General features: G+C 65.1%; 20 protein-coding genes and 1 tRNA gene. 11 read left to right on the forward strand and 10 right to left on the reverse strand.

The genetic code is table 11. The annotated features are described in order from the left end of the window. The first annotated feature begins 254 nt into the window (after positions 1-254). Positions 255-344 (forward strand) — tRNA-Ser (locus Q331_RS0101265). Positions 345-496: 152 nt separating this feature from the next. Here the strand turns inward: Q331_RS0101265 and Q331_RS0101270 are convergent. From Q331_RS0101270 to Q331_RS0101295, 6 genes are all read right to left on the reverse strand, one after another. Further along, entirely contained in the window at positions 497-790 is a 294-nt protein-coding gene (locus tag Q331_RS0101270) for a HigA family addiction module antitoxin (RefSeq protein ID WP_026379179.1), read from the reverse strand. A gap of 86 nt (positions 791-876) precedes the next feature. Continuing rightward, a complete protein-coding gene (locus Q331_RS23325) occupies positions 877-1,155 on the reverse strand; it encodes a type II toxin-antitoxin system RelE/ParE family toxin (RefSeq protein ID WP_084174552.1) in 279 nt (92 codons plus the stop codon). Between the two features lie 287 nt (positions 1,156-1,442). Then, positions 1,443-1,724 carry a PepSY domain-containing protein gene (locus Q331_RS0101275; RefSeq protein WP_026379180.1) on the reverse strand — a complete coding sequence of 94 codons (282 nt, stop codon included), beginning with the start codon at positions 1,722-1,724 and terminating at the stop codon, positions 1,443-1,445. Between the two features lie 228 nt (positions 1,725-1,952). Continuing rightward, on the reverse strand, positions 1,953-2,969 hold the full coding sequence (locus Q331_RS0101280) for a PQQ-binding-like beta-propeller repeat protein (RefSeq protein ID WP_026379181.1): 1,017 nt from the start codon (positions 2,967-2,969) through the stop codon (positions 1,953-1,955). Between the two features lie 143 nt (positions 2,970-3,112). Then, complete coding sequence (locus tag Q331_RS19400) at positions 3,113-4,108, reverse strand: hypothetical protein (RefSeq protein WP_051630292.1); 996 nt, start codon at positions 4,106-4,108, stop codon at positions 3,113-3,115. Between the two features lie 459 nt (positions 4,109-4,567). Further along, positions 4,568-5,707, reverse strand: a complete 1,140-nt coding sequence (locus tag Q331_RS0101295; RefSeq protein ID WP_026379182.1) for a glycine cleavage T C-terminal barrel domain-containing protein — start codon at positions 5,705-5,707, stop codon at positions 4,568-4,570. Between the two features lie 549 nt (positions 5,708-6,256). Between Q331_RS0101295 and Q331_RS23635 the strand changes: the two genes are divergently transcribed. From Q331_RS23635 to Q331_RS0101305, 3 genes are all read left to right on the forward strand, one after another. Continuing rightward, positions 6,257-6,514, forward strand: a complete 258-nt coding sequence (locus Q331_RS23635; RefSeq protein ID WP_156953224.1) for a hypothetical protein — start codon at positions 6,257-6,259, stop codon at positions 6,512-6,514. Positions 6,515-6,599: 85 nt separating this feature from the next. Continuing rightward, complete coding sequence (locus Q331_RS0101300) at positions 6,600-7,415, forward strand: hypothetical protein (RefSeq protein ID WP_026379183.1); 816 nt, start codon at positions 6,600-6,602, stop codon at positions 7,413-7,415. 187 nt (positions 7,416-7,602) lie between these two features. After that, positions 7,603-9,984, forward strand: coding sequence for a hybrid sensor histidine kinase/response regulator (locus Q331_RS0101305; protein ID WP_026379184.1), 2,382 nt, complete (start codon positions 7,603-7,605; stop codon positions 9,982-9,984). 30 nt (positions 9,985-10,014) lie between these two features. Here the strand turns inward: Q331_RS0101305 and Q331_RS0101310 are convergent, their stop codons facing one another. Continuing rightward, on the reverse strand, positions 10,015-10,830 hold the full coding sequence (locus Q331_RS0101310; protein WP_281173874.1) for a response regulator: 816 nt from the start codon (positions 10,828-10,830) through the stop codon (positions 10,015-10,017). 27 nt (positions 10,831-10,857) lie between these two features. Here Q331_RS0101310 and torC point away from each other — a divergent pair, with 27 nt between their 5' ends. The 4 genes from torC (at position 10,858) to Q331_RS0101330 (ending at position 15,815) form a co-directional block, all read left to right on the forward strand. Next, on the forward strand, positions 10,858-12,036 hold the full coding sequence (gene torC, locus Q331_RS0101315; RefSeq protein ID WP_026379186.1) for a pentaheme c-type cytochrome TorC: 1,179 nt from the start codon (positions 10,858-10,860) through the stop codon (positions 12,034-12,036). After that, positions 12,026-12,724, forward strand: a complete 699-nt coding sequence (locus tag Q331_RS0101320; RefSeq protein WP_026379187.1) for a TorD/DmsD family molecular chaperone — start codon at positions 12,026-12,028, stop codon at positions 12,722-12,724. Before torC ends, Q331_RS0101320 begins: the two co-directional genes overlap by 11 nt. Before the next feature lie 32 nt (positions 12,725-12,756). Beyond that, positions 12,757-15,234, forward strand: coding sequence for a trimethylamine-N-oxide reductase TorA (gene torA, locus Q331_RS0101325; protein WP_026379188.1), 2,478 nt, complete (start codon positions 12,757-12,759; stop codon positions 15,232-15,234). Positions 15,235-15,299: 65 nt separating this feature from the next. After that, positions 15,300-15,815, forward strand: coding sequence for a DUF2478 domain-containing protein (locus tag Q331_RS0101330; protein WP_034490574.1), 516 nt, complete (start codon positions 15,300-15,302; stop codon positions 15,813-15,815). An 824-nt stretch (positions 15,816-16,639) separates the two neighbouring features. Here Q331_RS0101330 and Q331_RS23330 read toward each other — a convergent pair. The 3 genes from Q331_RS23330 to Q331_RS22825 form a co-directional block, all read right to left on the reverse strand. Continuing rightward, the gene (locus tag Q331_RS23330) at positions 16,640-17,965 is read right to left on the reverse strand and encodes a CsgG/HfaB family protein (RefSeq protein ID WP_084174560.1); all 1,326 of its coding nucleotides are present in this window, start codon (positions 17,963-17,965) and stop codon (positions 16,640-16,642) included. A 184-nt stretch (positions 17,966-18,149) separates the two neighbouring features. After that, positions 18,150-18,437 carry a curli assembly protein CsgF gene (locus Q331_RS22820; RefSeq protein ID WP_051630294.1) on the reverse strand — a complete coding sequence of 96 codons (288 nt, stop codon included), beginning with the start codon at positions 18,435-18,437 and terminating at the stop codon, positions 18,150-18,152. A gap of 343 nt (positions 18,438-18,780) precedes the next feature. Then, complete coding sequence (locus Q331_RS22825) at positions 18,781-19,239, reverse strand: hypothetical protein (RefSeq protein WP_156953226.1); 459 nt, start codon at positions 19,237-19,239, stop codon at positions 18,781-18,783. A gap of 487 nt (positions 19,240-19,726) precedes the next feature. On the opposite strand from Q331_RS22825, the gene Q331_RS19420 reads away from it, so the two are divergent. The 3 genes from Q331_RS19420 to Q331_RS19425 all read left to right on the forward strand — a co-directional run bounded on the left by Q331_RS19420 (position 19,727) and on the right by Q331_RS19425 (position 23,047). After that, complete coding sequence (locus Q331_RS19420; protein ID WP_156953227.1) at positions 19,727-20,407, forward strand: hypothetical protein; 681 nt, start codon at positions 19,727-19,729, stop codon at positions 20,405-20,407. Between the two features lie 94 nt (positions 20,408-20,501). Continuing rightward, a complete protein-coding gene (locus Q331_RS0101355; protein WP_169738458.1) occupies positions 20,502-21,632 on the forward strand; it encodes a glycosyltransferase family 4 protein in 1,131 nt (376 codons plus the stop codon). A 17-nt stretch (positions 21,633-21,649) separates the two neighbouring features. Further along, the gene (locus Q331_RS19425; protein WP_156953228.1) at positions 21,650-23,047 is read left to right on the forward strand and encodes a hypothetical protein; all 1,398 of its coding nucleotides are present in this window, start codon (positions 21,650-21,652) and stop codon (positions 23,045-23,047) included. Positions 23,048-23,080 lie beyond the last annotated feature (33 nt).

The raw sequence follows: 23,080 nt of genomic DNA on the forward strand, positions 1-23,080 counted from the left end.
GTTTCCGCCCCGTCGCTGCGATGCCCGTTGCCCTATCGATAGCCGCGCCCTATCGATAGCCGCGCCCTATCGATAGCCGCGAGGTGGCCGTTTGCACAACGGCCGGGCGGCCGGCAAAGCTGCGGGAAAGCCGCGAACGAGCGCCGACCCCTTTTTTGCGGCGATGCCGCGCGCACGGGCGCGACGGGTGCACAGGGCCTTGTCAGCGGCGCCGGCGATGCGTAGATACGGCGCGCCTCGCGCCATTTACCCACGGAGGGGTGCCGGAGTGGTCGAACGGGGCGGTCTCGAAAACCGTTGTGCGCGTGAGCGTACCGTGGGTTCGAATCCCACCCCCTCCGCCACTCTGGAACATAAGTGCGAACGCCGTTCGCGGCCGTTCCTACTTTATGTTCTACCGCACGTTGCGGCTTCCGGACCCTGTTACCTTAAACTGTACCACCTCCGCCGCCTCAGCTCTTTGCAAGCCCGCCGAACTTCGCTTCGTAGGCTGACCTTAAGCTGCGACGATAGGGGCGATATCGTCTAAAGACTCTCCTGCGTCGCTGGCCATGTCGAGGTCGAAGCGCAATTGCAAATTGAGCCAAAACTCGGGCGTGGTGCGTAGAGCGCGCGCCAGACGCAGCGCAGTGTTCGGAGTTACGGCAGCCTGACCACGGATGAGTCGGGTGACGCGGTTGGTCGGCACGTGAATCGTGCGAGCTAGTTCCGATGCGCTCACGCCGAGTGGCTCAAGGAATTCCTTGTCGAGAATCTCCCCGGGATGGATAGGATCATAATTCGTCGTCATGTCGCGTTCGGGCCTCCTTGCCCAGCTCCGCGGGCCTCTTCCAGCCTAAGCAGGCTTGCCCATCGTGCGCGATGCCCTCGGAAGGGCTAGTGATAATCCACAATCTCCACTTCTTGCGGCCCCTCTTGCGTCCAGACAAAGCAAAGCCGCCATTGGTCGTTAATCCGAATGGAATGAGCTCCAGCCCTGTCCCCGCGCAGCGCCTCCAAACGATTGCCAGGGGGGCGCCGCAAATCGTCCAAGACGCCGGCGGCATCAAGCATCAGCAACTTACGCCTTGCTTGTCGCTCAATGGCACCGAATCGTCGCGAACGCTTACGCCTGAACAGCGCTTCGGTCTCGCGACAACTGAAGGACTGTATCATAGCGTCGGCGCATGACCCGTCTACAATGAGATCAATTACGCGTTACGTAATATGTAATGGCCATGGTGTCAATCCCCAACGCCCGGGCAATGATTGACAAAACTCGCCCGATCATAGCGCTATAGCGAGGGAATAGTTCGCGTTTTCATCGCGCGTTGCCCGCCATCACCATACGCGACCGGGATCGAACCGGCGCCTGACCTCGCCGACGACGGCTCCGTTCCTGCTGACGGCCCAGAACGCCGTGCTGGGCTCCTTCAGCGACGGCGCAGCTGTGGGTGCCGACCTCACTTGGCTGGCGACTGCCTGAGAATCTCGCCGCTCAGCGGGTGGACGTAGAGCTCAAGCTCGTTTCCGTTGGCCGCGGTGGCTTCAACCTCGTAGACGCTCTCCTCGGCGGCAACACAGGTCACCGTGAGGTCCCGGTTCATGATGAGCTTGGCGATCTTAGCCTTGCTCATCCATTCTGAGCGGGGGGCGTCGGTCCCCTTTGGCGCATCAGAGGACGCCAGGACGGGGCTGCTGACGAGAAGCGCGAGCGCAGCGGCGGCGACGAAGGGCTTGCACATGAGGGGGTCCTCCTTGAGGGCACGCGGCTGAAACTGCGGCGGTACAGGAGGTGCCGTGCCATAGCTGTGCTGACAGACGCCTGACCGATCCTGTCAGCGGGCTGTCAGGTCCGCGCGGTCCGGTGGCCACGCTTGCAGGCGGGGGCAGCCGTGAAGGTCGCCGTGAGAATTGCTGTCAGAAACGGATGGGGGTGGCGGTACCGAGCGAGCGCGACTGGGCGTGCGTCGTCATTGTGCGGAGCCGCTACCGGGCAGGCCCGAAACCCGGACCACCGCGACTTCGCCGTTATAGGTTCCAAACACCAATTGTGCGGGGTCGGCGGTCGGTGTGACGAACGGGCGGGTGCGGAAGGGCAGGTCGAGCGTTGCCACCTCGCGTCCCCCCGCCCGTTCCAGCACATGCAACCGGGAGTTCATGTCCAGGACCCACAACCACGGACCGGAAGCCCGGATCTCGGCCATGATGGCGCTCCAATCGGTGCCGCCGTCGGCCCCGAAACGATGCGTGCGGGTGCGCCAGCGGCGCTCACCCGTGCGAGCGTCGAGGCCGATCACCCAGCCGGTGGGCGACCAGAAATAGACGTCGCCGTCGTAGACGAGCTGGCTGTTGACGAAGTTGCCGGCGTCGAAGCGCCAAAGGATAGCCCCGTCGGCGGGATCCAGGCCGAAAACCTCGTCCTCGTAGCCACCGGCAACCAGAACGCCGCCATCGGCCGTCACCGCCATCTGCCGCAGATACTGCCAGTTCGCGGCGCGGTCGACGGACCACCGCACCCGGCCCGTCGCAGCCTCAAGCGCTGTCAGGCGACCGTCGCCGGCGCCCACATACAAGGTGCCCGCCCGTGCCGTGGGAGCGTAGTGGATCTTGGCTCCGCCCTCGATGGAATGGCGCCACAGAGATGTGCCGTCGGCCATGGAAAACGATGCCAGGTCCGGCCCGTCGCCGAGATACAGCCGGCCCTCGTCGACAAGGGGCGCCCCGAAGGCCTCGCGCGGCGCCGCCTGCCATGCGAGGCTGCCGTCCGCCGCGTCCAGGACGGAAAGTCCCTTTCGACCGACAATCGCAACGCGGTCCCGGCCCAGGCGCGGCGCGAAGTGCGCGGCGGTCGGAAGGGCCCTGCGCCAGGCTCGGGTGCCGTCGAGCTTCCAGGCTTCCGCCGCCGCCTCGCCGGCGAGAAGAACCCGGCCATCTTGGAACGCCGCCGGCGCCAGCGTCCTGTTGTCGGTCGTCCCGCGCCACGCCACCGTGAGCGCTGAGGCCCCGCTCGCCGCCCGCGCCGCACCGCGGCCGGAAAAGCCGCTCGCGCCGAGGGCGGCAAGACCCCAGAGGACGGCCCGGCGGGAGGGGCGACATGCGCCACCCCTCCCCGCGCAGATCACCCGGCGGCTCAGTCGCAACTCGCCCCCTGGTCGATCCATTGCATCATGATCTGGATGTTCGGATGGTCGCGGTTCTCGCTCGGCTCGATCCCGGCCGGCATGCGGTTCTCCGTCAGGCGCTGGTAAAGGCGAGACGCCGCTGCGTCGCCCGGAACCACGATCGGCACGGGCGGCAATCCCTCCTCGGCTTTGGCGACGGAATCGGCGCCCAGCATGATGCCCTCGTAGCTTGTCAGATCCAGCTCGTGGAAGCTGGGGGGTTCCTGGTTGGAAAGGTGGCATTCCGTACAGGCCAGCAAGCCGCCGAAGGCCCGCGGATCCTCGAACAGGGGAAGCACCTCCTGCTGGAAGAACTCGTCATTGTTGGCGCCGTCGTCGATCCAGGTCTCGATGGCGCGGATGTGGGAGGTGTCGGTCGGCGCGTCGAACGCCACGCCATACGGCATGCGGTTGTCGCGCAGGCGCCGCTGCAACAGGCTTTCCGCGGCGTTGCCGGGCTCGAAAAGAGGCCGTGCCGGCGGCTCGGTGGAGCCGGTCTTGATGCCCTCGCACGTGGTCAGGTCCAGGCCCCGGTAGCTGTGCTCCGGATCGCTTGAAGAGTGGCAGACGACGCAGGCCGCGCCCTCACCGAAGGCGTTGGGGATGCGCATCAGCGTAGCGATGTAGTCGTAGGGGATGGCGATGTCGCGGTTCTGCACCAGCTTGGCCACGGCTGCCTCAAGGCTGCTGGCATAGGCCGGCTCGCTATCCAGCTTCTGGTAGTAGGCTTCAAGGCCGGTCAGGGGATTGCTGGATTGGTCTTCTTCGTCTTCGTCTTCGTCTTCGTCTTCGTCTTCGTCGCCTTCGTCGTTTTCTTCATCGTCGTCGGCTTCAGTGGCGGGCGACATCCCCGTCGTGGTGTTGGATTGGTCTGCCTCGCCGTCCTCCTGGGCAAAGGCGGGCAAAATCCCCGCCATACCGATGCCGAGGGCGCCAATCACCGCCAGCGCCAGCAGGGCGCGCATTGGCCGTGTCCAGTTCGCGTCAGGAAAGAGACGTATCATGGTAAGCTTCCTCCCAGTTCGTGTTCGTCTTCGTCACGGCCAGGAGTGCTCTGTCACCCGCCTAGCATGGCGGCGGATGCTCAAGTCGCTACGTCGCGGTTCCCTAACGTCGCAACGCTGCGATTACTTGGAAAGCGTATGCTTCCCGCCCCCGGACTCGTTACTTAGATCGTGCTCTTGTTATATGTCCCCTCCATTGAGGAGGGAGATCGTGTTTTGGCTGCCAAAACGGATTGCCCATAGTAAAAAATTGCGTTTGTTTCCAGCTTGTAGAAGTTGATTAATCGCTTTGGACGCTTCGTTTTTGCTGCGTCGGTCGATCGGGCGGTCCGGTTTCTTCGCCTCCCAAATCGTCGTCAAGCCAAGGCTCGCTTCCCTCAAGCCGCGGCTCGATCCCCCAACTGGATGGCTGGTTTTCGCTCAGGCGGCGGCAATCTTCTTCTTGGGATCGAAGAACGGCCGCTCCACAACGACCGCCGGCGCAGACCCGGACGGCAGCTCCACATCGACTTGCGTACCCAGCTCGGCAAGGCTCGGCGAGACCATGGCCAGCGCGATGTTTTGTTTCAGCCGCGGTGAATGGACGGCCGATGTGACCTTGCCGACGACGGCTCCGTTCTTGCTGACGGCCCAGAACGTCGCATTGGGCTCCTTCAGCGGCGGCGCCTCAATGTGCAGGCCGACTTGTCGGCGACTGACCCCGTTCTCGCGAATACGGCGCAGCGCTGCTTTTCCGATGAAGTCGGCCGGCATCTCCAGATCGACCAGTCTGTCGAAGCCCAGCTCGAACGGGTTCGTGTGGATGTCTGCGTCGGCGTGGTAGGAGAGCATGGCGCCCTCCACGCGCCGAATGGTCGAGGTGTGGCCGGGCTTCAGACCCAACGGCGTCCCGGCCGCCATGATCCGCTCCCAAAGCTCGTCGCCTCTCGATCCGTCCCGCAGATACAGCTCGTAGCCGAGCTCGCTGGACCAGCCCGTGCGCGAGATGAGGAGCGGAATGCCGGCAAGCTCCGCCTCGCGCAGCCAGTAGTAGCGCAGCTCCGCGATGCCTTCGCCGAACAGGGCCTCCATCACCTTTCCCGATTTCGGGCCCTGCAACTGCAGCGGCGAAACGTCCGGCTCGCGGATCGTGACATCCATGCCGGAATGTACGGCCACGCCCTGCGCCCAGAGCAGGATGTCGCTGTCGGAAAGCGATATCCAGAAGTGGTCTTCCCCGAGCCGCAGCAGCACCGGATCGTTCAAGATACCGCCGTCGGCATTGGTGATCAGGATGTATTTGCACTGCCCGACGGCCATCTTCGACAGATTGCGGGGCGTCAGCATCTGCACGAATTCCGCGGCGTCCGGTCCGGTGATTTCGACCTGCCTCTCAACCGCGACGTCGCACAGGATCGCGTCGTTCACGAGGTTCCAGAAGTTCTGCTCCGGATCGCCGAAGTCACGCGGAATATACATATGGTTGTAGACGGAGAACGCCTTGGCGCCCCAGCGTATGGTCGCGTCGAAATACGGAGACCTTCGGATCTGGGTGCCAAAGCCGATGGCTGCCTGGGTCATCTTCTGCCCCTTTGTCGACGAACGGCCGAGCGTCCTCGCTGCCAATTCCCGTGTCCTGGCAACGCATCAAGCCGGCACCTTCCGCGTTTTTTGCCCGACCGGTCAAACGTTGCCCGCCTTGCATGGTTTGATGACGTCTTTCTGCTAGGGCGCACGCTTTGCCCCGAGAAAGGACTTTAGAGCGGCTTGCGGGATGTAGAAGTGCCGGTCCCCGATCGGGCGCAGCGGCAATCCGACCTCGGCAGCGCCCCTAGAGAGCGCACGCTCGCCGCACTCCCGCTCGCTCGGGGCAGGCGTGCTGCCAAGGGCTCGCGGCGGTAGCGGTCGGCGTCGTCATTTGATATTCGCTCCTCGGCCCAGCGGCGCAAAATGAGTGGCGGGCGTCCTACGCTCCTGGGTAACGACGGGGCTGACCGGTTAAGGGGGGAACGCTGTTGCGGCTCAGTTTTTGCCTGGCCAAATGCCGGCGCGCCTTCGCCTTGGATGTCGCGCCCGTGCGGGTTGCTTTCGCTGCCTCGGCCGAGCAGGCCCCGGAGCGCAGTCATTCAGATGCCGATCATGAGTGCGCCCGCGCCCGGTGGACATCACGTCGCCGCGACGCAGACGAACGTCCGGGGATGCTTCTTTCGCGCCCCCCAAGAGCGAGGCCGACCCAAGGCCACGGCCGATACGAGGCCAAAAGGATTTGACGCCAAGGCGCCCGGCGACGCGGCGGCGAATGGCTGGACGGTCGTCGACATGGCGAAGGACTGGAAGATAGTGTGGCCTGACGGCAACTACTGGAAGTTTAAAATACATGAATATTGATATGAGCATGACTTCACTTGCGAAAATTCGGAATCGATTTCATCGTCAATCTGTCCGGAACAAGTTTCGGGAGGAAGAAGACGTTATGCGCTCCAGACTTACCGCGATCTCCCTCATCGCTTGCTCGCTCGCGCTTGTCGGCGCCGAAGCCAGAGCGCAGGACGAAAACGTGGACCTCGCCAAGCAGCTGGCGAACCCGGTCTCCTCGCTGATCTCCGTCCCCTTCCAGTTCAACTATGACACCGGATACGGGCCCGCCGACGGGGACAGAGCCTTCGTCAACATCCAGCCGGTGATCCCGTTCTCGCTCAACGAGAGCTGGAACGTCATCTCGCGAACGATCACGCCCGTCATCTTGCAGGATGACATCGCCGGCGCCTCCGGAACGCAGTTCGGGGTCGGCGACGTCACGCAAAGCCTGTTCTTCTCGCCGAGCGCGCCATTGGAAACGGGCCTTGGCAACATCACCTGGGGCGTCGGCCCGGTGATCGGCCTTCCGACCGGCACCGACGAGCTCCTCGGCACGGGCAAGCTCAGTGTCGGACCGACGGGCGTCGTCCTCGCCCAGGCGGGGCCGTGGACCTACGGCGCGCTCGCCAACCACCTATGGTCGCTCGCCGGTCCCAACGGGCGGGCCGATGTGAGCGCCACTTTTCTGCAGCCCTTCATCTCCTACACGACGCCGAGCGCCTGGACCTTCTCGCTCAACTCCGAATCCACGTACAATTGGGAAACGGAAGACTGGGCGATCCCGGTCAACCTTGTGGTCTCCAAGCTGACGTCGATCGGGGCTCAGAAGGTGCAGTTCCAGCTCGGCGCCCGCTACTGGGTCGAAAGCCCGAGCAGCGGGCCGGATGGTTTCGGCGCGCGGGCCGGCGCCGTCTTTCTCTTCCCGCGCTAGCCACCGGACCGCTTTCAGTCGCCTCTGCCGAACCAAGGCCCGGAGAAGGTTGCGCGAAAACTCTCCCCGATAGGCGTTGACGCCACCGTCGTGGCTTGCTTCTACGCACCATAGGTTGGCCAAGGGCCGCATCGACTGACCGGCCCCTGCCCTCCCGACCGCGCCTTGCAATCCCTTGATGCGACACATGCTGGAACTGAGCCATCTGATCGAAAGCCGCCAGGCATGGCTGGTGGAGCGCACGCTGCACTACGCCAAACGCCACGGCTATGCCGCGCTCAGCTCCACCTTGCTGCGACCGTGGCAAGTCTCCGTCCAGGGCCTGTCGGAGCCGATGGTCGTGCTCATCGAGCGGGGCGAATGGCCTCCCGTCGTCTCGCGCACCGCCGATCCCGCGGCGAACCCCTTCCGTCGATTCGCCGTAGCCGAAGCGGCCGCCCATCACGATCGGGGCATCCCGATTTCCCAGTTCGTCGGTCTGCTGAAGCACTATCGCGCCGCTTTTCACGACCTCCTGGAGGAGCAAGGGGCGGTGCCGGCGGCGCGTCGGCGCTACGCGCGCTTCATCGATGCCTGCTTCGATGCCGCCGAAATAGCCTTCCTTTCCGTCTGGGAGGAGGTGACACCCACCCAGGCTCTGCGCCGCTCCGCCGAGGTGAACCGCATCCTGACGCGCGAGAAGAACCGCTATCTGACGATCTTCGAGAGTCTCAACGAACCGGTGATCCTGCTGGACGAGGCCGGGCATCCGATCAACAGCAATCACGCCGCCGGCCAGCTTTTTGACGCCGGCGCCATACCTGGCCGCGGCTATTACGCCGACGGTCAGGGCCAGCCCTTCGAGCGACAGATCGCCGACCTGCTCGCAAAGACCGGCGGCGATGCGGAGACCGAGATCCGCATTGAGACACGGCGCGGCCGACGCGATTTCCACGTGCGAACGCAGCGCATGCTCGATGTCAGCGAGAAGTTTGCCGGTTGGGTCGTCATCCTCTCCGACATCACCGAGATCCGCGCGGCCGAGCGTGCCGCCGACGCGGCCAACCATGCCAAGTCGGCTTTCCTGGCCACGATGAGCCATGAGGTGCGCACGCCGATCAACGGCTTGCTCGGTCTGACGGAGCTTCTGCAGGCCACCGAGCTCGACGCCCGCCAGCTACAGCTCGTAGAGGGACTGCAAACCTCCGGCGAGGTGTTGATGGACCTCGTGGAGGACGTGCTCGACTATACGCGCCTGGAATCCGGTGCGCTGGTGTCGGACGTTTGCGATGTCGTCCCGCGGCAGCTTGTCGACCAGATCGCCGCGGTTTTCGAAGGCCAGTGCCGGCGAAAGGGCATCCGCCTCCACACGCAGATCGCGTCGGACTGCCCAGCCGTCACCAGGGTCGATCAGGCCAAGCTCCGCCGCATTCTTCTCAATCTGACCGGCAATGCCGTCAAGTTCACCGACAAGGGAACGGTGCGGCTCTCCGTGCGGCCCAGCCGGCGCGGGCTGTGCTTCTCCGTCGCCGATACCGGGCCGGGCATTCCCGCCGGCATGCGCGATCGCATCTTCGAGCCCTTCGTTCAGCACGCCGACGCGCATCGCAGCCATCCGGGTGGCACCGGGCTCGGCCTGGCCATTTGCCGAAGGCTGGCCGAAAGCCTCGGCGCACGACTGGACCTTGAAGCGGGGCCGGAAGGCGGCTCCGTTTTCACGCTCGACTGTCCGGTCGAAGCCGCCGGCGGCGAGGCCATGCCGGGCCGCGCCGCCAGCTTGAGATCGAGGCGCGCAGCATTGCCGCCGGCGCACATCCTTCTAGTGGAGGACAACGCCGTCAACGCTCTGGTCTACGAGGGACTTCTGTCCGCCGACGGCCACGCCGTCGATCGTGTCGAGACCGCCGAAGCGGGCCTTGAGCGGCTGGAGCGGACCGCCTACGACCTGGTGGTGATGGATGTCCGCATGGCGGGCATGAGCGGGCTTGAGGCCGTCCGGCGCATTCGCGCCGGCACGGCTCTAAGGTTGCGTCAAACCCCGATCGTGCTGACCACCGCCGACGGCCGCGAAGAAGCGGCGCGCGCCGCCGCCGAGGCGGGCGCGAACGCATTCTTGGCCAAGCCCTTCACTTCCGAGGCACTTCGCGCGGCCATGCGCGCCGCCATGGAAGGCGGCCCGGCGCCGATCGCTTCGCCAGCCGCGCCGGGCGCTGTTGTGTCCGTGCTCGATATCAAGGTCATGGATGGCCACCGTGCCGCCTTGGGCAAGAGCGGCGCGAACCGGCTCATGAACGCCTTTCTGGGCGAGCGCAGCCGGTATTGCGCGGCGCTGAAGGAGGTGACGAGGACAAACGACGCACAGACCCTTGCCCGTGTCGCCCACGGCATACGCGGCGGCGCCTCCATCATCGGGCTGACGCGCCTTGCCGAGGCCGCGGGCAAGGCGGAGCAGGCGGCGGGCCGATCGCCACTGCCGGCGGAGCTTCACGCCATGGTGGCGGAACTGCGCCGGGAGATTGACGACGCCTGCCAAGCCTTGCGCCGCCTGGTGGCCGAACAGCCCGGCTCCGACGTGACCGAGCGGGCGTGAGCCAGTCCAGGCCGTCGCGCTCTAAGCGTGTCAGTCGGCGACGAACATGTAGCCCACGCCGTGTATGGTGATGAGCCGCCTGGGATCCTTGGGATCGTCCTCGATCTTCCGCCTTAGGCGTCCCACCAGGACGTCGATGGTTCGGTCGAACGGCGCCGCATCGCGATGGCTGACATGGTCCAGCAGGATATCGCGGGTCATCGCGCGTCCGGCATTGTTGGCCAAGAGGTCGAGCAGATCGAATTCGGCGCGCGTCAGCGCCTTATCCTCCCCGGAACTGGCCGTGAGCCGGCGCGACCTGCGGTCGAGCGTCCAGTCGCCGAATCGGAGGCTTCTTTCGCCGACGCCGGCCTCACGCGCGGCGCGGGTGAGCCGGATGACGTTCTTGGCTCGGGCCAGCAATTCGCGCGGATTGAACGGCTTGGTCACATAGTCGTTGGCGCCCAGTTCGAGCCCCAGGACGCAATCGATGCTCTCCTTGCGGGCTGTCACGATGATCACCGCGACCTCGGAGTTGCGGCGTAGCTCGCGCAACAGCGCGAACCCGTCCTCGCCCGGAAGCGAGATGTCGAGCATGATGAGGTCGATCGGCGAGCGGTCCAACGCCTTCCACATGGTCTCGCCGTCCTCCGCCTCGCTGACGCGGTAGCCGGCCGATTGGAAATACGACAGGACCGCGGTGCGAGCGACGGGATCATCCTCCACGACAAGGATGTGATGCTGCTCCGCCAATCGCCTAACCCTCTGCGCCCCCGCGACGTTTGCAGTCGGTTTACATAGTTTTGCATCCCGTTCAATGGCGGCGAGAAGCCAGTTTACATCGCCGCCGTAAACCCTCCCTGACACTCGTTTGATCAGAAGGAAGAGCCCTCAATGCGTCAACTTTGGGCGTGGTTCTGGCGGCCGAGCACGACGATCGGGCTCGGCGTGCTCCTGGTGCTGGGCGGGTTCGGCGGCATCATTTTCTGGGGCGGTTTCAACACCGCGATGGAAGCCACCAACACGACGGAGTTCTGCATCACCTGCCACGAGATGCAGGACAACGTCTATCAGGAATACAAGCAAACCGTACACTACAAGAACGCTTCCGGTGTGCGCGCCGGCTGTTCCGATTGCCACGTGCCGGACCCGTGGGTGCACAAGACCGTTCGCAAGATCTACGCCACGCGCGAGCTCTACCACCACTTCGCCGGGACCATCGACACACCCGAGAAGTTCGAAGCCCATCGTGCCGAACTCGCCCAGCGCGTCTGGGCCGCGATGGAGGCGAGCGATTCGCGCGAATGCCGCAACTGCCACTCCTTCGAGGCGATGGATTTCTCCAAGCAGTCGGCGGAGGCCGCAAAGCAGATGCAGCAGGCGCATACCCAAGGCGAGACCTGCATCTCCTGCCACAAGGGCATCGCGCACAAGATGCCGGACCTGTCGACGGGCTACAAGAAGGCCTGGGAAGACATCGTTGCGCTGGCCGCGGCCGCCCCTTCGGAGGCGGGCACCGTCTACACCATCGCCACGCTGCCGGCCTTTATGACGGCCGAGGATGCCGCCGAAGGCGGACGCGGCGCCGGCTCGTTGCTGCCGGCAACCGGCCTGGAGGTGCTGGAACGCGGCGATGAGGCGCTCAAGGTGCGGCTGAACGGCTGGCAGCAGGACGGCGCGGATCGCGTCATCTACGCCCTCAAGGGCCGCCGGATATTCCAGGGCGCCTTCCGCCCGGATGCCGTCGAGGCGATAGAGCGGCACGACACGATCGTCGACGAGGACACGGACCTGACCTGGCATCGCGTCAGCCTGGATCTCTACGTCCAGCCCGGCGGGCTGATCGCCGACCGTCAGCGTCTTTGGGACTATGCCGGCGAAATGCACGTCGCAAGCTGCTCCACCTGCCACTCCCTGCACGAGCCGGAGGGCCATCTCGCCAATCAGTGGATCGGCGTGCTCGATTCCATGGAGCGCTTCATCACCCTCGACAAGGATCAGACGCGCATGCTGCAGAAATACCTGCAGATGCATGCGAGCGACGTGGTGGAGGAGGTCAGCCATGACGGCTGACCTCACTCCCTTGGCCGCCCCTTCCCCGGCCACGGCTTCCCCGGCCACGGCTGGCCCGGCCGCGGCTGGGCCGGCCGCGCGGGCCGCCGCCTATCGCTGGCTCGCCGGCCTTTTTGCCTGCGAGCCCTCGCCCGAAGCGCTCTGCGCCTATGGCAGCCGCGAGGGCGCGGAGCTCCTCGCCGCCTTGGGGGCGCTTCCCGGCCTTGCCCCCTTGGCCGAGGCTCTCGCCCGCCTGGCCTCGGCGGATCGCGAACCTGTGGCCACGGCGCGTGATCTCGCCGGCGAGTTCGCCCATCTGTTCCACGGCGTGGGCGGGCGTCGAAGCGCCCCGCCCTGCGCCTCCTTTTACCTGAATGCATCCGGCCGGATGATGCAGGCGCAAGCCGGCGCGATTGAGAAGGAGCTGCAACGGCTCGGTCTCACCCTGGCGGCGGACCTGCACGAGCCGCCGGACCACATCGCCGTGGCGCTCTCCGTCATGGCGCATCTGGTGGAGACCCATGGCGAAGACGCGCAGGCCGACTTCCTGGCGCGCCACATCGCGCCGTGGATCGACGCCTTCGCCGCGCGCTGTGCCCAATCCCCGCGCGCGGCCTTCTACGCCACCGCCGCCGGCGGCGCGGCCGCATTCTGCACCGCCGATCTGACGCGGCTGCGTGCAGCCGAGACCGAAGATCGCCGGCACTGAACCGATTCAGTCCAAGTTGAAAGAGGACGAAGATGAGCACATCGACACCCACAAGACGCACCAATGGAATGACCCGGCGTCGTTTCTTGGAGACCGGCACGGCCGCGGCCGCGCTCGGCGCGCTTTTCCCCACCATTCTCACCTCGGGCACGGCGCGCGCGCAGGCCTCCGGCGAGGTGCTGAGCGGCTCCCATTGGGGCGCTTTCCGGGCCACGGTGGAAGACGGTCGCTGGACCGCCATCCGCGGCTGGGAGCGTGATCCCTTCCCCAGCCACCAGCTGGAGGGCGTGCTTGACTCCGTCTATTCCCCGACCCGGATCAAATACCCGATGGTGCGCCGCGCCTATCTGGAGAACGGTCCCGGCGCCGCCCCGGAGACGCGCGGGCGCGATGATTTCGTGCGCGTCAGCTGGGACGAAGCGCTTGAGCTGATCGTCAAGGAAATCAAGCGTGTGGGCGAGGAACACGGTCCCACCGGCATCTTCGCGGGCTCCTATGGCTGGAAGAGCCCGGGCAAGCTGCACAATTGCCAGAGCCTGATGCGGCGCATGTTCAACGTCGCGGGCATCGGCTACGTCAACAGCTCCGGCGACTATTCCACCGGGGCGAGCCAGATCATCATGCCGCACGTCGTCGGCCGGCTGGAGGTCTACGAGCAGCAGACGGCATGGCCCGTCGTCGCCGAACACACCGACCTGCTGGTGTTCTGGGGCGCCGATCCGGTGGTCACCAACCAGATCGGCTGGCTCATTCCCGATCATGGCGCCTATGAGGGCCTGCAGGCCTTCAAGGAAACCGGCAAGCCCGTTATCTTCATCGATCCGGTTCGCACGGAGAGCTGCGAGTTCTTCGGCGACAAGGCCGAATGGATCGCGCCGCGGCCGCAGACCGACGTGGCCATCATGCTCGGCATGGCCCACACGCTCTACGAGGAGGGCCTGCACGACCAGGACTTCCTCGACGAATACACCTCCGGCTTCGATCGCTTCCTGCCCTATCTGACCGGCGAGAGCGACGGCACGCCCAAGACCGCGGACTGGGCGGCCGAGATCAGCGGGCTGGATGCGCAGACCATCCGCGACCTCGCCCGCCGTTTCGCCCAGAGCCGCACCATGCTCGCCAGCGGCTGGTCGCTGCAGCGCCAGCATGGCGGCGAGCAGCGTCACTGGATGCTGGTGACGCTGGCGGCGATGCTCGGCCAGATCGGCCTTCCGGGCGGCGGCTTCGGTCTGTCCTACCACTATTCCAACGGCGGCTCGCCAGCGGCGGACGGCCCCGTCCTTCCGGGCATTTCCGACGGCGGCAAGGCGGTGGAGGGCGCGGCCTGGCTGACCGCCAGCGGCGCCGCCTCCATCCCCGTCGCCCGCATCGTCGACATGCTGGAGAACCCCGGCGCTTCCTTCGACTTCAACGGCAAGAGCGAGACCTACCCCGATACGCGCATGACCTATTGGGTCGGCGGCAATCCCTTCGCCCATCACCAGGACCGCAACCGCATGGTCAAGGCGTGGCGCAAGCTGGAAACCGTTGTCGTGCAGGACTTCCAGTGGACCGCGACGGCCCGCCATGCCGATATCGTGCTGCCGGCGACGACCTCCTACGAGCGCAACGACATGGAGCAGTATGGCGACTATTCGCTCAAGGCCATCATTGCCATGCGGAGGATCGTCGAGCCCATGTACGAGGCGCGCAGCGATTTCGATATCTTCGTCGAGCTCGCCGATCGCCTGGGCGCCAAGGAGGCCTTCACGGAAGGCAAGAACGAGATGGAATGGCTGCGCGAATTCTACAAATCGGCCGAGGAGCAGGCCGAGGCGCGCGGCATCTCCATCCCGGCCTTCGATGATTTCTGGGAAGAGGGCTTTGTGGAATTTCCGGTCTCCGATGCCGGTCGTTCCTTCGTCCGCTACGCCGATTTCCGCGAAGACCCGCTCCTGGAACCGCTCGGCACGCCGACCGGCCTCATCGAGATCTACTCGCGCAACATCGAGAAGATGGGCTATGACGACTGCCCGCCGCATCCCACCTGGATGGAGCCGATCGAGCGCCTCGACGGGCCCGGCGCATCCTATCCGCTGCATGTGGCGACCAGCCACCCGAACGGGCGTCTGCACTCGCAGCTCTGCGGCACGAAGCTGCGCGAGACCTATGCGGTCGCCGGCCGCGAGCCCTGTCTCATCCATCCGCAAGACGCTGAGGCCCGCGGCATCGCCGACGGCGATGTGGTTCGCATCTTCAACGATCGCGGCCAGATACTGGCCGGAGCCGTCGTCACCGACGCCATCCGCCCCGGCGTCATCCGCGTCAACGAGGGCGGCTGGTACGACCCCGTCGAGCCCGGCGCCGAGAACGCCCTTTGCGCCTACGGTGACGTCAACGCCCTCTCGCCCGATCTCGGCACCTCCAAGCTGGCACAGGCCAATTGCGGCCATACCGTGCTGGCCGATCTGGAAAAGTTCACCGGCGAGCTTCCCGAGGTGAAGGTGTTCAACACCCCCGCCAACGGCTGAAACAAAGCCCGTCCCCGCCCGCGACCGAGCGGGCGGGGACGCGCCTACGACGAGTGAGCATCGCCATGCGGTTGGCTTACGTCTTCGCGCACGAGCCGGGCGATACGGCCGCGGCCTTCTTCGTCCTCGCCGAGCGCCTTCAGGCGCGCGGCATGCGCTGCATCGGGACCGTGGAAGAGGCCCCGGAGCGATACAGGGCGCGTCATCCCTGCGACATGGCCCTGCGTGTTTTGCCTGACGGTCCCACACGCCCCATCTCGCAAAAGCTCGGCGCCGGCGCGCGCGGCTGCCGTCTTGATCCCGGCGCGCTGGAGGCCTGCGTCAGCGACACCGCGGCCCGGCTTTCCTCAGGCGCGGATCTGCTGATCCTGAACAAGTTCGGCAAGCTGGAGGAGCAGGGTCGCGGCTTTCGCGACGTCATGGCCGAAGCCCTGTCGCTCGGCATACCGGTTCTGGCGGGCGTCAATGCGCTCTCGCACGCCTCGTTCCTGGAATTCTCAGGCGGTCTCGCCACGGAGCTTGCCGCCGATCCCGACATCCTCGTCGCCTGGGCCGAGCCGCAACTGGCGGCCACCGGCTGAGCGCCAAGGCGCCGCCGGTCCCGCGCCGGTCCGCGTCGCCGGCATTCATCCCGCTCCCATACGCGCGCCGGCATTTCTCCAACGGCGTACCGCAATCCTCTCCGGCGAGGGCTCGCCAGAGACGGTCACCTCTGCCAGCGGGACGGTATCGCCGGGCCGCAAGGCGCGGCCTGCTGCGCCTCGAACCGTCCTCGCGGAGACGGACCCAGGCAACCCTATCTCAGGTCTGCCGCGCGACATGCCGCCTCAAGCGATCTGCGGTCATGGCCCGAGCCTTGCGCAGACACCGCCGTCAAAGCTCCGTCGATGCTCCAAGGCCTCGTCCCACCTTCACAACCGGCCCACGCATGCACGCAAGAGACTCGCGCGCGCCTATGCGCCTTCGACCCGTTAAGGCAAGGACAGAGATAGACGATATATCTGGGATAGCGAATGTATCTGGAGGTGGGGTGCTTGCCCCTCCCGCCCACGTGTTACCAGGGTGTGGGAGCTAGGAGCAAAGGGAGGGGCAAACACAACTCGCCGACTCTTAAGACGCCATTTTTGCCGCATTCGAATCGGTTGGATACAGTGGCCTACCGATAGCCCATCGAAGCCACGTAAGGTAGTTAATTTTTGGTAAAGTCGACCATATCGCGAAAAAAGCCGATGCGGCGTTTCATCGCCATTCGATTTGCCGCGGCAAAGTTAACATATTCTAAATATGAATAAATCCGCTTCCGGCCATGCGCAAGGCGCAGCGGCGATGGCCGTTCACGCAAAGCGAAGGCCGGGCGGAATGATCCTGCCGCCCGGCCGCATGCTGGGTTTAATTTGGAGCTCGTCTAAGAGCCGCTGGCGTGATCCAGAACCGCCTGATTGTAGGTGAACCGGCTGGTGCTCGCGACACCGTCGGAGCCTGCCGCATCGCGCACGCTTAGCGGCTCTGGAGTACCCACCAGGTCCGTTCCGTAGATCGATCCCGGCTTGGCCGCGGCCGAAGCCGTAGCCTGCGGCTTGCCGGTGCTGGCCGTTTTGGGCGCCGCCGCAGAAGCGGTCTGCGGCTTGCTGGTGGTGGCTGGCTTGGGCGGCGTGGCCACGACCTGCTGCTTGGCGACCTGCTGCTTGGCGGCCTGCTGCTTGGCGGGCGCGGCTGCCGCGGGCTTGGCAGGCTGCGAGCTGGCCGAAACCACCGAAGAGCTGGATGCAGAGCTGGAAGCCGTCTGGGCCGGCTTCGGCGTCTGGCTCGCGCTGGCGACGGCCGGCGTGACCTTGGCCGCCTGCGAGGCGCCTGCCGCGCTGGCCACGACGACCTTGGAGCTCGATGCCTCGCTCGCCGCCAGTTCGCTCGTTCCCGCGGAGGGCGCCTCGGCCACCTTGCCGTCGACCAGGCGCCGGTCATAAGGGTTCGGGTTCTCGAACCTTGCGCGGTACTCAGCCAGCTGCTGCGCATGGATTTGCGGCGTCTGGAACTGCCACAGCCCACGCTCCGCCCCTTCCATGACGAGCGAGTAGACGGCGAGTTCGATAGCCTGGCGCACGGAAAGGCCGACGATCTCGTTGCGCGACACGCCCGCCTCGATCTCCAGAATCTCATCGATCGCCACGTAGCGGAATGCCTGGCCGCTCAGCCCGACGGAATAGATGGTCTTGGTGGTCGTCACGGAGGCGAGAACCTCGCCGGTGCTGACGCTGACGGCGCGCAGCGACACGGTGACGATATCGCGCCGATATTCGGTGCTGCCGCCCATGCCGAGGAAGCGCGCCCCTGCGCCGCCGGTCATCAGGTTGGTGTCGTAGCTGACGATACCGCCCTCAAGCAGCATGCCGGCGAAGCGCAACGCCGGCAGTCCGGGCGCATTGTTGCCGAAGAAGCGCCGGCGCTCTGCCTCGATGATGCGGCGTTCCTGAATGAGGTTGGTCAGTCCGGCCCGCTCCACGACGGAGAACCAGGAGCCGTTGCCGGCGTCTTTGAGCACGTCGACCAGGATCGCATCCGGGCCCTGGGTCACGGCCCGGGAAAACTGTGCAAAATTCTCGTTCGGCTTATGCTGGCCGGTAAGATCTTTGTAAGCATAGACGGCAACGTCGACACGCGATGCCGGAGGCGGAAGATCTTCCAGAACCGACGTCATTTGCGTTGCTGCGATAAGCTGGGCGGGCGTCGTCATAATGTCGCCACTCGCACCAGGTGTACAACCGGCAACTGCGAGTCCAGCAGCCGCCAATATGAGGTAAGATTTCCGAATAGGCACAGCACCCTCCCTGGTTTCAGGCGCTCAAAGACATCTTGAGACGGCCGCGGTCTTGGAGGAGCAGGAGTTTTGGAACTCGCTACTTCTGACGAACGGACGATTAGGGCGTTACGACACCGCCCCCGCCCGGGACGATGATGATCGTGTCGCCACCGCCCCCTGAATTGCCGACATTGATGTCGGGGAAATTGATGTCGGGGAAGTCGCCGCCCCCGCCACCACCGCTTTCGCCGTACTGGTTCTGCCGATCGGCGGTTCCGAGCAGAAACTCGTCGATCAGTGGATTTCCGCCGAAAGCCGGGTTGGTAAAGCGAAAGGTGATCTCGCTGGCACCGGCCGGTGCAGGGATCGTCGCTATGCCGAAAGCACCGCTCAGGCAGCTGAACATAGCCAAAGCGGCCAGGCTCCGTCTGCGCCTCATGTTATATCCTCCGCGTTACCATCTTTTCGAACGTGCGGCGCGATGCCGACAGACTTGTCTGAGACAAAGCCGGCTCGCCGGATTGAGCTTACACCTAGAGGAATGCCTGACCTCGCGCTATTGCAGACGTGCAACAGACCTCGCAAACGCTTGGCACGAAGTCGCTGCAAGAACACCGTAAGCTTGCTGGTGCGCTCTCTTGGCCACACCGGCGCAACCAGATTCGGGATCGTGCCAATACGCGTGAACAAGCTGCGCTCCCCCGAGCGAATGCGTGCACCTTCAGATGCATCAAGAACGGGCGCCGGCGCTATTCCTGAATGACCAGGGCACGATTGCCGCCACCGCTCTGAATGACGGCGGCCGCGTTGCGCGAGCCCCTCTGGAAGATCGCTGAGCCGTTCCCCCTGCCCGTCTGACTTACCAGCGCCAGATGGTGCGAGCCGGCCTGCATTGTCAGGCTAAGATTGCCCGCGCCCGTTTGCTGCGTGGCGGCGAAATTTCGGTAGCCACGCTGCACGATGGCACTGCCATTGGAGGTATCGGCGGTCGTCGGCACCAGGGCCAATCCGCTCTCCAGCGTATCTTCGAACGCGGCGGCAAAAGAGCCGATGGATTTCGCCACCGGCGGTACTTGCTCCAGCGAACCGCCGAGAGCGCTCGGAACTTGCGCGATCGTGCTGTCTGCCATCGCCGGCGCGAATGCGGAAAACAGCGGCAACGCGACGGCGGCTGCCTGTATAGCCTGTGGAAAACGATACTTTTGCACGACGCCTTCTCCTCAATCCCCCGGCGATCGACATCGCCCTAATGTCAATCGAAGTCTGACATCGGGGGATTACTGGATCGTTATCGCAAGATCGTCCGTTTCCGGCGCCTCGTCAGATGATCGTCGCGGCCAGATACGCGGATTTTCTGTCTCCAGCGCTCCTTGTCCCAACGCAGGACAGCCAAGCCGCGCCTTCCGGCATGCAAAGGCAAGTTCTCGCACGAGCCTTGTGATTTCGGAGAGCGGAGTTGCAAGGACGGCTCGCCCGATATCGGAGGGCATGATCATCGTTGCAGATAAACGCGCCTGCCGCGGCCGCATCGCCTGCGTTCTGGCCGGCGACGTTAACGATTGCACGCAATCGAGCGGTTTTGTCCTTGCTCCCGATCGCGCAGAGGAGGTATTAATAAAGCGTTACCAGGGTCCATCCACAAAGGCTGAAACCGCGGAAATTCTGAGGTTTCACGCAGTTGGGAGCTAGAAAACTATGAGATTCCTCGCATTGTCAGCGAGTCTGCTCGCCCTGTCGGCTGCGCCGGCATGGGCTCAGACCTTCAGCACCTCAGACACGTCCAGCGGCGTGGCGATCGTCCAGATCAGCCCGGGCGGCGCCTATGCCGGCGCGCGTCAGGAGGATTCCAACTGGAAGGCGCGCGCCAGCGTCGACGGCAATTCGGCGAAGGTCGGCCTCGGTCCTGCCGGTTTCGAGGTCTCCGCCGCCACCGGCAACGCCTCCATCACCGTTCAGAAGGGCACCGACCATGCGGCCGGCACGTTCCAGGTCGGCCAGGGCAACGTCTCGGCAACCGGCCAGTGGGGCTATCACGATATCGCGGTCACCGCGCAGTTCGGCGATGGCAACTACGCCGCCACGACGCAGTTGGATCAAGAGAATCTTTCGGCGACCATCCAGGCGGGCGACGGCAATATTGGCGTCACGGCGCAGAACGGCGACCGCAACGCGTCCTTGACCATGCAATTGCTGGGTGACGAAAATCTCGCCATCACCGCGCAGGCAAAGCACGACAATGTCGCGCTGACCCTGCAAGCATTGGGCAGCCATAACGTCGCTCTGACGGCGCAAAAGGGAACGCACAACAATTCCGGCACGGCCCAGTTTGGCAGCGGCAACGCGTCCTTAACCGTCCAGGACTATCAAAACTACTAGTCTGGATAATCCCCCGCTTCGCTCATGTGATCGAAGCTGCCTGACAAGCGTCTTGGCCCTCCCGCCCCGGCGGGACGGCCAGGGGGAGGTTATGGTGACGGATATCTTGGTTGTCGGAGCCCGAGGCATACCCGACGCGGAAGGCGGCGCGGAGAAACATGCCGCCATGGTGTTCCCGCGCTTCGCCGAGACCGGCTATGCGGTGACGCTGCTCGGGGTGAAGGGCTGCTTGCGCGGCAAGTCCTATCGCGGCGTCAGGCTGAAGGCCTTGCCGACGCTCAACGTCGCGGGAACCGACAAGCTCATCTATCATTTCCTGGCATGCCTCTACGCCGTTTTCACCCGCCCGCGGATTGTGCATTTGCAGGGCTCCAACTCCGCCCTGTTCCTGTTTCTTTACCGGCTTGCCGGGCTGACGACGGTGCTGCGCTACGGATCGGCGGATGGCCAGCACAAGAAGTGGGGGCTCGTTGGCCGCTGGGCCTTCCGGGTGTGCGAGAAACAGATGCGCCTTGCCGATCACGTCATCTGCGTCTCCGAGCATTACCGTGGGATCCTTCAGCAGCAATACGGTTTGCGCGCCGTCGATGTCATCCTCAACGGGGTCGACGTGCCGCAAGTCTCCGAGCAATCGGAGGCCTATTTGAAGCGTCAGGGCCTCGCCGGCACGCGCTATGTCCTTTCGGTGGGCCGGCTGACGGTCGATAAGGACTTCGACACCCTCATCGACGCCCTTGAGAGGCAGAACGACAAGGCTACCAAGCTGGTCATCGTCGGAGGCGCGGACGAGAAGGGCTATGCGGAGCGCCTGTTGCAGCGCGCCTCGCCGCGCATCCGCTTCCTCGGCCGGCTGGACCGCTCGCTCCTGGCGGCGCTCTATGCCAATTGCGCCCTCTATGTCAGCACCTCGCGGCACGAAGGGCTCTCCAACGCCATCCTGGAAGCCATCGGCTACGGCCGCCCGCTCCTCGTCAGCGACATCCCCGCCAACCGTCAGATGCGGCTCAGCCCCGACAATTATTTCCCCGTCGGCGACGTGGCGGCACTTGCGCGGCGCATGGCCGAGGCGCTGGAGGCGCCGGAGAGATTCCGCCTGGCCTCCCATTCGTTCCCGACATGGCAGCAGGTTTTTGAGCAGACCGAGGCGATCTATCGAGGATTGCGCCCGGGCGGCTTCCGGCCCGCTCCCGCCGCGAGCGCTGTTGATATCACCCCAGCCGAATGAGAAGCGAACCGATGGCCATGACGATGCCCCGCGCGATTTCCTTTCCGGAAGCTCGCATTCGGGCGCAAAGACGCCTCCGGCACCGTTTCTCCCTGAGATGGCCTGTCTGCCTGGCGGCATTCGCTCTTGGCGGCGGGCTTGCGGCGGCGCAGGACGAGTTGCCGCTCGCCGGAACCGCGACCGAGGGCGGGCTCGTCCCCGGCACGACGATTGTGCGCGTCACCAATCTGGAGGATTCGGGCGAGGGCTCGCTCCGCGCCGCCCTTGAGGGCGAGGCTCCTCGCATCGTGGTGTTCGAGGTGTCGGGCACGATCACGCTGCAGTCGGACCTGCGCCTCGACGTGCCCTACCTCACCCTGGCCGGACAGACGGCGCCACCGCCGGGCATCACCATTACCAATGGCAAGCTGCGCATCTCCGCGCACGACATCGTCGTCCAGCATCTGGCGATCCGGCCCGGTCCCGCCGACGATCCGGCCATGAACGAAGGCCGAGACGCGATCAGCGTCGGCCCCTGCGCCGACTGCGATACGCCCGCACGCGATATTCGCCTGGAGAATGTCAGCCTCACCTGGGGCGTCGACGAGAATCTGGGCCTGTGGGGCGAGACGCTGCGCAAGGTTACCATTCGCAATTCGCTGATCGCCGAGGGTCTGCGCAATGCGGGCCACCCGAAGGGCACGCACTCCATGGGGCTTCTGATCGGCCAGGCCGTGGAGGATGTGGAGGTCGTCGGCAACCTCTTCGCCAGCAATCTCTATCGCAATCCGGTCGTGAGCAGCCGCGCCAGCGCCGTCGTTGCGAACAATCTCATCTACAATCCCGGCCTGGCGGCGATGCATATCTATGGAGGCCCTTCGGTTCGCGCCGCCTTCATCGGCAACGTCGTCTGGGCCGGGCCGGACACCCACTCGCGGGTGATGGCACTGGGATTGCCGGAGCCTTTCCCCATGGAATCGCCCGACGCGGTTATCTTCGCGCAGGACAATCCATGCTGCGGGCGCGAAGGCAGCCTCCCGCGGCTCGGCCTGCCCGGCCAGTGGCTCGCCCCCTCGCCGCCCGCGCGCGCGGGCGGTTGGGAGGTGATGCCATCCTCGCAGGTGCCCGATTACGTGCTTTCCTTCGCCGGCTCGCGGCCGGGCGAACGCGACGCTGTCGATGCGCGCATCGTCGACGGCGTCATTTCCGGCGATGGCCGTATCGTCGACATGCCGCCGGAGGCGCCCGTCGCCACCGAAGGCCAGCGACGAGAGGTTCGCATCCCCAAGCAACCCTTCGCGGCTTCCGAGCTCGCTGGAAAATCCAATCTGGAAGTGTTTCTATGCCTGGAGCATCGCAGGGTGGGCGGTCCGGCAACGCCGGAATGCAGTGAAACACGTGCGCAGCTTTCCGAGGCGGCGGCGAGCGCCAGATAAAATGTGTCGCACCGGAAAGAAGCTGACAGAGCG

Source organism: Afifella pfennigii DSM 17143 (assembly GCF_000688515.1).
GTDB classification, from domain to species: Bacteria; Pseudomonadota; Alphaproteobacteria; order Rhizobiales; family Afifellaceae; genus Afifella; species Afifella pfennigii.